The sequence below is a fragment of the Pseudomonas sp. PB3P13 genome (genome assembly GCF_054897735.1).
In genome coordinates this window covers 1,852,024-1,866,043 of sequence record NZ_CM142702.1, presented here as the reverse complement: position 1 = coordinate 1,866,043, position 14,020 = coordinate 1,852,024, and the positions used below count along the sequence as shown (strand labels likewise).

Annotated in this window: 8 protein-coding genes; 3 read left to right on the top strand and 5 right to left on the bottom strand. The window is 61.0% G+C overall.

Annotated features, from left to right (window positions below; all coding sequences use genetic code 11):
* Positions 1–184: 184 nt before the first annotated feature.
* Positions 185–1,078 carry a DMT family transporter gene (locus tag ACYZT1_RS08415; RefSeq protein WP_462018516.1) on the top strand — a complete coding sequence of 298 codons (894 nt, stop codon included), beginning with the start codon at positions 185–187 and terminating at the stop codon, positions 1,076–1,078.
* Here the strand turns inward: ACYZT1_RS08415 and ACYZT1_RS08410 are convergent.
* The 4 genes from ACYZT1_RS08410 to recQ all read right to left on the bottom strand — a co-directional run bounded on the left by ACYZT1_RS08410 (position 1,072) and on the right by recQ (position 6,034).
* Entirely contained in the window at positions 1,072–1,359 is a 288-nt protein-coding gene (locus ACYZT1_RS08410; RefSeq protein ID WP_462018515.1) for an Rdx family protein, read from the bottom strand. The genes ACYZT1_RS08415 and ACYZT1_RS08410 overlap by 7 nt on opposite strands.
* A gap of 39 nt (positions 1,360–1,398) precedes the next feature.
* A complete protein-coding gene (locus ACYZT1_RS08405) occupies positions 1,399–3,216 on the bottom strand; it encodes a FimV/HubP family polar landmark protein (RefSeq protein WP_462018514.1) in 1,818 nt (605 codons plus the stop codon).
* Between the two features lie 128 nt (positions 3,217–3,344).
* Positions 3,345–3,779 carry a MarR family transcriptional regulator gene (locus tag ACYZT1_RS08400; RefSeq protein WP_462018513.1) on the bottom strand — a complete coding sequence of 145 codons (435 nt, stop codon included), beginning with the start codon at positions 3,777–3,779 and terminating at the stop codon, positions 3,345–3,347.
* A 128-nt stretch (positions 3,780–3,907) separates the two neighbouring features.
* On the bottom strand, positions 3,908–6,034 hold the full coding sequence (gene recQ / locus ACYZT1_RS08395) for a DNA helicase RecQ (RefSeq protein ID WP_462018512.1): 2,127 nt from the start codon (positions 6,032–6,034) through the stop codon (positions 3,908–3,910).
* Positions 6,035–6,404: 370 nt separating this feature from the next.
* Here recQ and ACYZT1_RS08390 point away from each other — a divergent pair, with 370 nt between their 5' ends.
* On the top strand, positions 6,405–6,992 hold the full coding sequence (locus tag ACYZT1_RS08390; RefSeq protein ID WP_150582502.1) for a UPF0149 family protein: 588 nt from the start codon (positions 6,405–6,407) through the stop codon (positions 6,990–6,992).
* A gap of 10 nt (positions 6,993–7,002) precedes the next feature.
* Positions 7,003–7,398 carry a YbaN family protein gene (locus ACYZT1_RS08385; RefSeq protein WP_462018511.1) on the top strand — a complete coding sequence of 132 codons (396 nt, stop codon included), beginning with the start codon at positions 7,003–7,005 and terminating at the stop codon, positions 7,396–7,398.
* Between the two features lie 102 nt (positions 7,399–7,500).
* Here the strand turns inward: ACYZT1_RS08385 and ACYZT1_RS08380 are convergent, their stop codons facing one another.
* Positions 7,501–14,019: a retention module-containing protein gene (locus ACYZT1_RS08380; protein WP_462018510.1), complete on the bottom strand. Its 6,519-nt coding sequence runs from the start codon at positions 14,017–14,019 to the stop codon at positions 7,501–7,503.
* Between the last annotated feature and the right edge of the window lies 1 nt (position 14,020).

The window sequence follows — 14,020 nt, the reverse complement described above, 5'->3', positions numbered from 1 at the left end:
CCTCCATGACAAACACAAGTCAGACGTGTGACAGCGCTCGTCTGCGCCCTCGGTGTAGACTGGCCGCGACCGCAACAGAGAAACCTGCGATGAGACCGATCCTCACGCTACGCCAACACACCGACGACCTGTTCGTTCACAGCCACGACCCTCGCGGTTCCAGCTCACTCTGCCAAGGATTGCAATGACTCCCCGTACCGCTCTCGGCGCCCTGCACATTGGCGCACTGATGTTTGGCCTGACCGGCGTGTTTGGCAAACTGGCTGCCGCCTCTCCCGCCGTTATCGTGTTTGGCCGGGCGGCGTTTGCCGTATTGGCGCTGGCGGTTTTTGCCAGATTTGCCAGCCAGACGCCGTGGCAAAAACTGGCGGCCATTGACTGGCGACGTCTGCTGCTCAGCGGTGTGTTGCTGGCCGGACACTGGGTGAGTTTTTTCATCGCGGTGAAGGTGGCGGGCGTGGCGATCGCGACGTTGGGTTTTGCCAGCTTCCCGGCGTTTACCGTGATACTTGAGGGGCTGATCTTTCGAGAGCGGATTCGCGCCAACGAAATTCTACTGGTGGTGCTGGTGAGCATCGGCCTGGTGCTGGTCACGCCGCATTTCGATTTCGCCAGTGACGCTACCACTGGCCTGCTCTGGGCGGTGGGATCCGGACTGTTGTTTGCGTTGCTCTCCCTGACCAATCGCGCCAGCTCCGGGCGGATTCCCCCGGTGCAGGCTGCGCTGTGCCAGAACGTGGTGGTTGCGCTGTGCCTGCTGCCGGTGGCGGCGCCGCAATTGGCTCAAGTGCGCGCTATCGATTGGCTGTGGATCGGCCTGCTAGGCGTGTTCTGCACCGGGGTTGCGCACAGCCTGTTCGTCGCCAGCCTCGCTGTCATCAAGGCGCGAACCGCCGCCGTGGTATTCGCCATGGAGCCGGTTTACGGCATCACCCTGGCCTGGCTGCTGTTCAATGAAACGCCGACGCTGCGCATGTTGGTCGGCGGTGTGCTGATCATCGTAGCGATTGTAGTGTCGAGCAGGCTATCGGGCGGCGCCGGTAAAAAAACCGTTGTGGCTGAGACGGCCTCTCACTGAGTGCGATCGTTATGCCCAAGGTCGCGGTCCGGATCAATCCGATCGCGGACCCGCTGCTTCAACACCTTGGCCTCCGGGAAGCCGCCATCAGCCTTGCGCTCCCAGATCTGCACATCGTCACAGAAAATATGGAACACCCCGCCGGTGCCCGGCACCAGCGACACCTTGCGAAGATCATCGCCGAAGGTGCTGAGAAGTTCCTGAGCCAGCCACGCAGCTCGCAACAGCCATTGGCATTGCGTGCAGTAGGTGATGACGATTTCCGGTTTATGCGCGGCCATGCCGGGCTCCTGACCTGTGGAAGTGGCCATGATAAAACGTCACCGGATGCCAGCCAACAGCGTCCGGGCTGTCTGCTTGAGGGGTTCGTCGCCGTCTTCGAGCAACTCGTTGAGCAACTCGATTGCACTGTCCAGATCGCCGTCATCGATACAGGTCTGAGCTTGCTCGAGCTTGTCGGCGTGAGCGGCTACGGCAGGCTCCAGTTCCATCGATTCGGCGCTCAGCGGTTCCAGTTCGAATGACTGCAGCGGGTCGCTGAACCCGTCAAGAAAGGCGTCGTCCAGAGACTGTGCATCGGGCTCGGCCACCCACTCCAGTTCCGTCTCGTCCAGTGTCGGTTCGTCGGACATGTCGAACTCGACGGGCAACACCTGCAAGTGTGAGGAGAAAACCGGCTCGTTTGCACGGTGGGGCTGATCGGCAGACGGGGTGCTTTCGAATGGACTGATCAGGTCCCAATTTGAATCCATCGACAGGTCGTCCAGGTTCAACTGAAATTCGTCTGTCGGTGCATGCGTTGGTTGCGGCGGTGCGACAACGGGCGCGGCGATCGGCGCGATAATCGGCAGCGCCGCAACCACAGGGGTCGGCGCGGTGATCATCTTTGGGTAGCGCTCGCGGATCTCCTGAAGTTGATGCGGGTCAAAACCGCTGTCAATCAGGCTTTGTTCCTGAGCATCGTAGGCCGGGACATCGCCCTGTTTGCCCAATACCTCCAGCAACCGCAACGCCAGATCCGTACGTTGTGGCTCCTTCGCCAGGGCCTCTCGCAGCAACCCCGATGCTTCAGCGAACCGCCCGTAGGCGATGTAGATGCCGACACCTTCCAGTACATCGCCCGACGGCGTCTCTTCGTGATGGACGGGGGCATGTTTCAGCGGGGAAGTCTGAACGCCGGGCTCTTCTTCCCGGTCAAGCATCGGGTCAGGTAGCGGCATGAAAACCGTAGCGTCTTGCGGCACTGCCTGCGCCTGCTGCTTGCGGCGACGAAGCAAAAGCCCCAGCAACAACAACGCAACCAATGCCGACAAACCGATGATCGTCAGCCAGTCGGTCGGTTCAGACTCCTCGACGACAACCGGGGCTGGGGCGGCAGAAACGGGCGCTAATGGCGCTGCGACTGGCGGCGCCTGTTGGCCTTCAGCCAGTCGGGTCTCCAGCTCGACAACCTGCTTCTTCTGTCCGGCAATCTGCTCATCCTGTGCCAGAAGCCTGGCTTTGAGCTCGTCGAGCGTTTGCTGCAGTTGCTGGTTGTGCAGCACGCTGGCAGCCAGTTGCTCGGCGACAGGATCGATCGCTGGCGCCGCATTCGTTTGGGCGTCCGGTTTAACAGCAGGTTTTTTTACCGCTGGAGGTGGTGCAGCGGCAGGCTTCACACTCGGGAAGGGCGAGTTTGGCGTACTGGTCACCGGCTCGTCGGCAACAGGGACGATACCCGGTGAACCCGGCGGATCGATCAGCACCGTGTACTCGCGCAGCAATCGACCATTGGGTTGGTTGAGCTGCACGAGAAAATTCAGAAAGGGTTCGTTGACCGGTTTGCCGGAGCTGACCCGGATGACGGCACGGTTGCCGCGCAAAATCGGCGTGAATTTCAGATCGTTGAGGAAAAAGACCCGCTCGACCCCGGCGCGACTGAATTCGTCCGCGGTGGCCAGGCTGACTGACAGATCACCCTCCTCCAGGCCTGCGGCATCCACCAGAGCAATGTCGGCGCGCAGCGGCTGATTCAACGCCGAATGAATGGTGATCTCACCAAGACCCAATGCGGATGCCGCGACCGAATAAGTGACCAGCCCACCTGCCAGCAACCATCGGGTGCAACACCGCATTACTACGTGCCAACTCTGGAGCATGAGCATCCCTTAATTAACCGCAACCGACCTGTAGGCGCTCGCACATCAGGTACAAAATACGTTCCACTTGTCAGTTATTTATAGCCTGCAGGATGGGCTATCTCAAAAAGCCGATGCGATGTTGTGCCTCAAGACTTTTCCAGATTTGCCAGAATCAGTCCATGAACCCGCATGCATGTCTTCAAATCCGCCTCATCGACCCCATCAAACAATTCATGTCGAAGTTGCGTGGCAATGGTTTCGATTTGTTCAATCAGCGGACGAGCCGGGGCACAGAGGACAATCTTTTTCGCCCGGCGATCTTCCACCACCGATTGACGCTGCACCAGCCCCTGACCTTCCAGGCTGTCCAGCAACCGGGCCAGCGTCGGCCCTTCCACGCCAACGCTTTGCGCCAGCTCGCGCTGAGTGGGTGCATCGTCGAAACGCGCCAGGTGCAGCAGCACCAGCCAGCGCGCCTGCGAAAGGCCAAGACCCGCCAGGCGACGGTCAAGTTCGGCGCGCCATCCACGCGACATATGGGCCAGTTGCATGCCAAAACGGTGTTGATCGGTCAGCGGCATAAAACACTCATGATCGGACTGAAGTAGAAATACTAATTATTAGTCAGCTAAGCATGACCCTTGGCTTGAGGCAAGGGTCGCACCGCACTGAATCGTTACATCAGTCAGACAGGGCGCAAATACCTGATTCACATCTCAAATTCCGATTGCAACGCGGCACGTACGCAATACAGAACACCTTCCGGCACCCGCCCGGCAAACAGTGCCGCAATCTCGGTAACGGGCGGTAATTCGCCTTCGCCATCGAGAAAGGCATCCTGGACTTCGCTCATCAAGTCTTCGGGCAGATCCAGCGCCTGATCCAGCGACAGCTGCTGTTTGCCAATGGCTTCGGCGAGCAGGGTGTAGACGGTTTTTTCCGAGCATTGCAACTGGCCGGCAATCTGCAACGGCGTCATACCGGCGCGAGCGAGCGTGATCAGCTCGTGACGCACATCGGCCACCACTTTTGGCGCTTCGACCTGCCCACCGAGCACTTCCAGGAACGCCTCGCCGTAACGCTCGAGTTTGCGCGCCCCTACGCCACTGACCGTGGCCATTTCCGCCAGCGAGGTCGGCTGGCTGCGGAGCATTTCCAGCAAGGTCGAGTCGGGGAAAATGACGTACGGCGGTACGCCGTGTTCTTCGGCCAGTTTGCGCCGCAGGGCACGCAAGGCTTCCCATTGTTCGCGCTCTTCGCCGCGGACCAGTTGGCTCGCCTGACTTTTGCTGCTTTTCGCCGTGGTTTGCGGTTTGAGGTCGCGGCGCAGTTCCAGGGTCACTTCCCCCTTGAGCAACGGCCGGCATTTATCGCTCAGGCGCAAACCGCCATAGCCCTCAAGGTCAATGTCGGCGAGACCGCGCGCAACCAGTTGGCGAAACAGCGAGCGCCATTCGCTGTCGCCCATCGCCTTGCCAACGCCGAACACCGACAAGTGCTGATGGCCAAAGCTGCGCACTTTCTCGTTGTCCTTGCCCAGCAACACATCGACCAGATGACCGACGCCGTAGCGCTGGCCAGTGCGGTAAATCGCCGAGAGCGCCTGACGCGCCGGCTCGGTGGCATCCCAGGTTTGCACGCCATCGATGCAATTGTCGCAATGGCCGCATGGCTCAGGCATGTCTTCGTCGAAATAGGCCAGCAGGGTCTGGCGTCGGCAACGGGTTTCCTCGCACAGCGAAAGCATGGCGTCGAGCTTGTGATGCTCAAGACGCTTGTGGCGCTCGTCGCCTTCGGAGTTTTGCAGCATCTGCTTGAGCATCACCACGTCTTGCAGACCGTAGGCCATCCAGGCATCCGCCGGCAGACCGTCGCGACCACCACGACCGGTTTCCTGATAATAGGCTTCGAGGGATTTCGGCAGGTCCAGGTGCGCGACAAACCGCACGTTGGGTTTATCGATGCCCATGCCGAACGCTACGGTGGCCACCATGATCAAGCCTTCTTCGTTGAGAAAGCGCTTTTGGTGGTGGGAACGCGTTTCGTTGGGCAGGCCGGCGTGATAAGGCAGCGCCGGGAACCCCTGCTCGCTGAGGAACACCGCCACCTCATCGACTTTCTTGCGCGACAGGCAGTAGACGATGCCGGCATCGCTGCGGCGCTCGGCGAGGAATGCGAGCAACTGCTTGCGCGGCTGCTCCTTGGGCACGATGCGGTAAAAAATGTTGGGACGGTCGAAACTCGACAGAAAACGCTCGGCATTCTGCAAGTGCAGGCGATCGACGATTTCTTCTCGGGTTCGTTTATCGGCAGTGGCCGTCAAGGCGATGCGCGGGACGTTGGGAAACAACTCCGCCAACTGGCCGAGTTGCAGGTATTCGCGACGGAAATCATGACCCCATTGCGACACGCAATGCGCCTCGTCGATAGCAAACAGGGCGATCTCGAGGCTTTGCAAAAATGCCAGCATGCGCGGTTGCACCAGACGTTCGGGTGCGAGGTAGAGCATTTTCACTTCGCCGCGTTTGATCCGTGCCGCCAGGTCGCGTTGCTGCTCGGCGCTGAGCGTGGAGTTCAGGGCCGCGGCCGCGACGCCCAGTTCCTCAAGGGTCGCGACCTGATCATCCATCAATGCGATCAGCGGCGACACCACCACCGCCAGGCCTTCGCGCAGCAGCGCCGGCACCTGGAAGCACAAGGATTTGCCACCACCGGTAGGCATCAGCACCAGGGCGTCGCCGCCACTGGCCACGCGCTCAATGATCGCCCCCTGCCGGCCACGGAAACTGTCGTAGCCGAAGATGTCCTTGAGGACGCGTTGAGCCTGTTCGAGCATAAAAACTCCAAAAATCACCGAAACATCCCTGCAAGGCTGGTTCAGAAACATGCAGGCTGCACCGACAAATAGTAAGTGCGCGTTGCATGACGCTTCACATCTCAGCCGCGACGCCAGCAGGGCATTCACAAAACGCGCAAGTATACCCGAGGGCCGTCCGGCAGAGGGTGCCGCTGAGAAGACACATGAATGCAAAAGCGACACGGCCGCTGCCGAAGATTCCATGTGCATGTGATATCGCCTTGGCGGGCAAGCCTCGCTCCCACAGGGATTGTGGTGTTTGCGTTTGCAAATATGCCGCGCGGCTGGCCTGAGTGCTCAAGAAGGCCTAGAATTCGCGCATCTGTTTAATTCCCAAGGTAGCCCTTTAATGTCCTTCGCTGAGCAATTAACCCGCCTGCAAGTCTTCCTCGACGCCGATGAACTGCATGACGAGGCGCTGGACTATGTGGCCGCCCACGGCTATCTGACCGCGCTGTCGATCTGTTCCGAAGAGGTTCCGGAGCGTGAGTGGATCGACGCGCTCTTCGCTGAAGAACCGCATTACGCCGACGACACCGAGCGCGAAGCGATCGAATCGACGCTGATCCTGCTCAAGGCACACATTGCTCGCCAGCTGGCCGCCGATGAAGAATTCGAGTTGCCTTGCGACCTCGATCTTGGCGAAGAGCCGGACGATTCGGACCTGCGCGGCTGGTGCATCGGTTTCATGGAAGGCGTGTTCCTGCGTGAGGCCGCCTGGTTTGAAACCGCCGAAGACGAAGTCAGCGAAATGCTGCTGCCGATCATGGTCGGTTCGGGTCTGTTCGACGAGCAGCCGGAATTCTCCGACATTGCGGCCGACGCCAACCTGATGGACGACATGATCGTGCAGATTCCGGAAGCCCTGACTGCGCTGTATTTGCTGTGCAATGCCCCGGACGAAAAACCGGCGATCCTTAAGCCCCGTCACCACTAAGGTGCCGCCTATGGACAAACCCATAGGCAACCGCTCCCCGATGTTGCGCTACGTGCTGCTGGCCGTCGGCTGGCTGAGCGTGGCGCTGGGGGTGATCGGCATTTTCCTGCCGGTATTGCCCACCACGCCCTTCCTTCTACTGGCGGCCGCCTGCTTCGCCCGCAGCTCTCCGCGTTTTTATCACTGGCTGGTGGAGCATCCACGACTCGGGCCGTGGATTCGTGATTATCTGGAAGGCAACGGCATTCCCCTCAAAGGCAAGATCTACGCCATTGGCTCAATGTGGATAAGCATTTTAGTGTCCTGCTATCTGGTGCCGCTGATGTGGGCGCGCGGGTTCATGCTGACCAGTGCAGTGCTGGTCACGGTTTATATCCTTCGGCAGAAGACTTTGCGTAAATCCTGACGACTGCGCGTTTTCGCGACCCTGAAGAAACTCTGTTCGCACAAAAAACAAACCCGCCATCTGCTCTCGAAGATGGCGGGTTTTTCGTTTCAGGCTTTCAGATCACACCGTATCAACCTTCAATGAATGGTCGTTCAACATGCCAGTGATAATCGTCGCGGTGTCGTGCCCGCCAGCAACCATCCCGCCCGCTCCCGGCGTCACGCCGTAATGACTGGCGAGGTTGACGCCGGCCAGGTCGATGGTCTGATTCGGCGCGGCGCCGGCCATGGCGCTGACGTCGATACTGGTGATGACTTCCGAGCCGCTGCCGATGACTTTGAAGTGCAAGTAATCGTCGAGCGAGGACACGCTGGCATTTTCACCCTGCAGCAATTGTGACAGGTCGAGTTTATCGGTGCCCGGGGTGAAATCGGTGACCACGTCATGGCCGCTGTTGCCTTTTAGCCACTGGAAGGTGTCCGCGCCGGCACCACCGCTGAGGGTGTCATTGCCCAAGCCGCCGATCAGGAAATCATCGCCGTCACCGCCATTGAGGATGTCATTACCCAAGCCGCCAGTGATGATGTTGCTGCGGCTGTCGCCGGTGAGCTGGTCGTTGAAGCTGGAGCCCGTGAGGTTTTCGATCGCGGTCAACGTATCGGTGCCCGCGCCGCCAGTGTTCTGCGCACTTGTCAGACCCAGGTCGACCTTGACCCCTGCCGTGGCGTTGGCGTAATTGGCGGTGTCGATGCCGGTGCCACCGTCGAGCAGATCATTGCCTGCGCCGCTGTAAAGCAAGTCATTGCCCGCACCACCGTGCAACTGATTATTGCCGGCGCCGGCACTGAGCACGTCGTTGCCGTCGCCGGCATTGAGGATGTTATCCCCGGCGCCCGCCACCAGCACGTCATCGCTTGCGGTCCCGGTGAGGGTGTGACCGGCCTGATAGCTGATGGACACTGCCGCGCTGTCGCTGCCGCCATGATTATCGTTGGCCGCATAGGTGCCATGCGCATCAGGGGTAACGTCGTGGGCGTTGGCGTAATTGACAGTCATGGTCAGTTTGTAGGCCTCCGAACCCGTGCCACCGTTGCCCGGGGTATCCAGGGTATTGGTGACACGAATCTGGTAGGTGCCGTCCGAGGCCGCGGTAATGGTCTGGCCGTCCGCAAGCGCCATGAACGCGCCGCCGTTGACCGAATATTCCATGCCGATGTTACCCGCCGCCAGGTTGTGATCCAGGTTGAGCGTTTCGCCCTGTTTCAGGTTGACGGTAATGCGGTCCTCGTCATTGGTATTGAGGTTGCTGACCGCGCCCAACGCACCGCCAACCACCAGCACAGCGGTCATCGCCGCCGTGTTGGCAACGAACTGGCTGCGAGCAATCGTCACGGCCTGCTCATTGCTGCCAGTGAAGACAAGATTAGGCTTGGTGCCGATGAAGTCTGCGCCTTTGGCGATCCAGCCGGTCTTGAATGTGGTTGGCGATGCGGTCATCGGATCGCCATTGGGATCCTTGTCGTTGGCCAGCAGCACGTCGCCCGGCAAGACCACGTTAGGCGCAAACACGTTGGTAATGACGTGATCGTCCATGGCGACCGGGGCGGCATTTGGGATGACCTTGATGACCAGTTTGGAGCTGGAGAGGTCGCCGTCGTTGTCGCTGACGGTGAAACCGATGTTTTCTGTCAGCACCACCGCCGTGGTTTTCTGCGAGGTGTAGGTGTATTCGCCAGTGTCGAGATTGACCACCAGCGTGCCTTTGTTATTGGTGGCGATGCTCAGGGTATTGTCGAGCGTGTTGAAAGTGCCATGGCTGGTCGCACCGCTGACCGTCAGTGAACCCTGATTGCTGTTGCCTTTCGGATCGAACGTGTAGGTGGCGCCATCGACCGTGATGGTTTTGATGAAACCGCCATCGGCGCCGAAGGAGCCGCCCGCGCCCAGCAGCGAGCCGGTGACCGGCGCCCCGACGACGGTGCCGGACAGCACCGAATCGAGCTGGCTGAGATCGGTCACCACCACCGAGTTGATGTCGGTACCATGGCCCGAACCGGCAGTGCCGTCAAACGCCAGCGGATCAAGGTTGAGATTGCGGGCGCCATTCCCCAGGCCGATCGCATAGTTCTTGATGTTGTTTTCTTCGAGGAACGTTTTCCAGCCAGCTTCTTCGGTTTTATCGAGATTGCCCACAGTGGGTTTGCCGTCGGAGAAGAAGTAGCCAACGTTCTGTGCGCCGGCCAGTTTGCCGTCGGTGTCGAACGCCGTTTGCGCCACTTTGATCGCGGCATCGTAGTTGGTGTCCCCGTGCGCCACCAGGCCGGAGATGATCGACTTGGCCGTGGCCACATCGACCCAGACCGACGTCTTGTCGGTGGCATCGCTGCTGAACGTGACGATCTGCACTTTGACGTCGCCGAGGTCGTCGTACTTGTCGAGCAAGGCGCTGATCGCCTGTTTGGCCAACGCCATGCGCGACAGGCCGGCCACGCCGGATGCGTCCTTCATACTGCCGGAGACGTCGATCACCAGCAGCAGGTTGGAATCGATCGCCGCCGCCGCCACCGAACGATCAGACGCGACTGCTTTGGGCACGTCATCGACAATGTTGATCTGAATGGTGCTGGTAGTGCTGTTGCCGAGCGCGTCGGTGGCCTTGTAGGTAAAACTTTCACTGAGGCTGTTTGCACCATCGTTGGCGTTCGGCGCGGTTTTCGGCGCCGAGGTCAAGGTGTAGGTGTAAGTACCGTTGGGGTTCAACAGGAGTTGCCCATACGCACCGGTAGCGTTGCCGACCAGGGTGTAAGTGACCGCCCCGCTGGCGCCGCTGACCGAACCGACCAATGTGCCGGAAGCGGTTTCGCCGGTATTGCCGGGCTCGCTGCCGGTGACGGTGCCAGGCGCAAGGTCGAGGCCGCCCTTGTTCAGGTCCAGCGCTTTTTCGAAGACGGTGACGTCGGTGTCTTTGACGGCAGCGATGCAGCTGTTGCTGACGTCGATGGTGATGGTCGTGGTGGCTTCGTCGCCGTCGCCATCGCGCACGGTGTAGGAGAACACATCCGTCGCGCCGGCGGGGTTCACGCTGTCGGGATTGCTGTGATAAACCGCATTACCCTGGGCATCCAGCGTCAGGTAACCGTAGGTGCCCTGAATCCTGGTATTCAAACCGCCAATGGCCGAGCTTGAATTGTCGTCGCCGGCGCGCACGCCGATGATTGCGCCGCCCGCCGCACCGCCGTCCGCCCCGAGCACATCGTTGCCCAGGACGTTGCCGGTGACGGTGCCACCTTCAGTGACCGACGCAAAATCGCAGTGTGCGATCGGCACGTCATCGACAATGCTGACCACAATCTGGCTGGTGACGGTGTTGCCCAGCGAGTCGGTGGCTTGATAGGTGAAGCTTTCGCTCAGCTTGTTCGGGCCGTCATCCACGCCCGGGGTGGTGGTGGCTGGCGACGTCAGGGTGTAGGTGTAGCTGCCATCGGCGTTGAGCAGAATCTGCCCGTAGGTTCCGGTCGCGTTGCTGACCAGCGAATAGGTGATCGCGCCCACGGCGCCGGTGACCGAACCGACCAGCGTTCCGGTCGCCGTTTCGGCGGTGCTGTTTGGACGGCTGCCTTCGACGATGCCCGGCGCCAGGTCCTGGCCGTCGCGGGTCAGGTCGAGGGCTTTTTCGTAGACTTTCACGTCGCTGTCTGTCGCCGCCAAGAGGCGACTGTCCGCCACGTTGATGGTGATGGTCGTGGTGCTTTCATCACCGTCGGCATCGCGCACGGTGTAGGTGAACACATCGGTCGCGCCCGGTGCGCTGACCGCGTCTGGATTGCTGTGGTACGTCGCGTTGCCATTGGCGTCGAGGGTCAGGTAACCGTAGGCGCCATTGATCTGCGAGTTCAGCCCACCGATGGCCGAGGTCGAGGTGTCGCTACCCGCGCGCACGCCCACTACGGCACCGCTGAGCGCCGGACCGTCGGCACCGCCGATGTCGTTGTCGAGCACGTTGCCGCTGACCGTGGCGCCTTCCTGCACTGTGCCGGCGTCACGGCTGGCGGTGGGCAGGTCATCGACAATGTTGACGTTGATCTGGCCCGACGCGGTGCTGCCGTCGTTATCGGTGGCGACCACATCGAAGTTCTCGCTAATGCTGTTGACACCGGCGGCATTCGGGTGAGCTTCGTTGTCGACCAGGGTGTAGGTGTAGCTGACCACGCCGGTCGTCGGGTTGTAACCGGTGATGGTCAGCGTACTGCCCAGCGGCGTGACGGCCGATTGCGGGAAGCCTGCGGCGACGCCACCGGTGACCACGGCAATGCCACCGACGGTCAGGGTTTGCAGGCCGTCGAGGGCAGTGACGGTGAAGGTGCCGCTCTGGGTCAATGCCGGGGTGTCAGGGTTGGTGCCGTCGCCGAGGTTCTGCTCGGAGACGGTCAGCTCGCCACCGTTGACGTCGAGACCGTTGAGGATCACGTCATCGTTGTTGTTGCCGATGTTCAGTACCAGCGTTGCGGTGCTGGTGTCGCCGTCGGCATCGGTGAGCGTGTAGACGAAGCTCTCCACACCATTGCCGCCGCCATTCAACGCTTTGAAATCGGCGTCGCCGGTGTTGAGGGTGTAGGTGTACGTGCCGTTGGCGTTCAGCACCAATGTGCCGTAGGTCCCGATGAACGTTCCGGCGGTGATCGGCCCGGCAGTCGGCCCGGTCGCGACACGGTCGGCGCCTTGCGCGTCATTGCCCAGAACGTTGCCTTCAAGCGTCCGCAGGGCTTCGGATCCGGTGGCGACGTTGCTGTCATCGATGGCTTGCGGCACGTCGTCGACGATGTTCACGTCGAGGCTGCCATTGGCGGTGGTGCCGTTGTCATCGACCACCGTCACAGCGAACTGCTCGGCGATATTGTTGCTGCCATTGGCATTCGAATGGGCTTCGCTATCGGCCAGGCTGTAGCTGTAGCTGACCACGCCGGTAACGCTGTCGAAACCGGTGACGGTCAGTGTGCTGCCCAGCGGCGTAACCACCGATTGCGGGAAGCCTGCGGCGACACCGGCAGTGACCACGGCAATGCCGCCGACGGTCAGGGTCTGCACGCCGTCGAGGGCGGTGATGGTGAACGTGCCGCTCTGAGTCAGCGCCGGTGCATCCGGGCTGGTGCCATCGCCCAGGTTTTGCTCACGAACGGTCAGTTCGCCACCGGCCAAGGTGAGCCCATCGATAACCACCGGGTCATCGTTGTTGTGAATGTCCAGGATTAGGTCAGCGGTGCTGGTGTCCCCATCGGCATCGGTGAGGGTGTAGGTGAACGTCTCGGTGCCATTGCCGCCACCGGTCAACGCCTTGAAATCGGCGTCGCCGGTGTTGAGGGTGTAGGTGTACGTGCCGTTGGCGTTCAGCACCAATGTGCCGTAGGTCCCGGTGAACGTTCCGCCGATGATCGGGCCGCTGTTGGGGCCAACCGCGATTCGGTCGGCGCCCTGCGCGTCATTCGGCAGGACGCTGCCGGTCAGTATGACCAGGTTTTCCGAAGCGGCGCTGGCGTTGCTGTCGTCGACTGCCTGCGGCACGTCATCGGTGATATTGACGTCCACCGTACCGGTGGCGGTGTCGCCATTGCTGTCACCGGCGACAACGGTGAACTGTTCGCTGAGGTTATTGATGCCGTCACCGGCCGAATGGGTTTCGTTGCCGTTGAGGCTGTAGCTGTAGCTCACCACGCCGGTGGCCGGGTTGTAGCCGGTCACGGTCAGGGTGTTGCCCAACTGGGTAGTGATCGATTGCGGGAAACCGGCGGCCACGCCACCGCTGATCACGTTGATTCCGCCGATGCTCAGGCTGGTCAGACCGTCCGGTGCGGAGATGCTGAACGTGCTGCTTTGGGTCAAGGCACCCGGATTGCGCGCAGAACCGTCGGTGAGGTTGGCTTCATTGAGCGTCAGCTCGCCGCCAGCGACCGAGAGCCCCGTCAACGTGACAGGGTTGTTGGGCGAATCGGGCACTTGAGGGTCACCGGGGAGCACTGGATCAACCGGGCTTACAGGGTCAACGGGAATAACCGGGTCAACCGGGCTTACAGGATTACCAGGGTCAACCGGAAGATCGCCAGCGTCGTCCAGGCCATCACTGCCATTGTCCGGATCGCCGGCCAGCCGCCCCAGCGGAAATTCCGGAATGCCGTTGAAGCCTTCGGTCGGGAAGCCAACGGTAGGGTCGACGCTTCCGGCCACTTCTTCCAGCAACACGAAACTGTGACCGCCACCTAATGGGCCACCCGGTGCTCCAGGGTTGCCTGGGCCGGCAGCCGTGGCCTCACCGGTCTGAGTCGGGTCAGCGCCCGCCGCGATTGCTTTTTGCAGCTGTTCGACATCGGTCAGTTGCGCCTGAGTCGGCGTGGTCGCGTCAGCGGTGTCCACGTGCGGCGCCTGATGGGCGAGCAACTGCGCATTCATCTGCAGACTGCTGCCACGCCCCAGCGTCAGCTCCTGGCCATTTTGCAAACGCACCGCGACCGAACCCTCGGCTCCGGTCACCAGTTGATCGCCGGCGAACAATCTGTCGCCCTCGATCAACACGCGACGAGTGCCATCGCCCGCAACTGCGAACACTTGGCCAATAACCTTACTGACGATACCGAAGAGCGTAGCCATG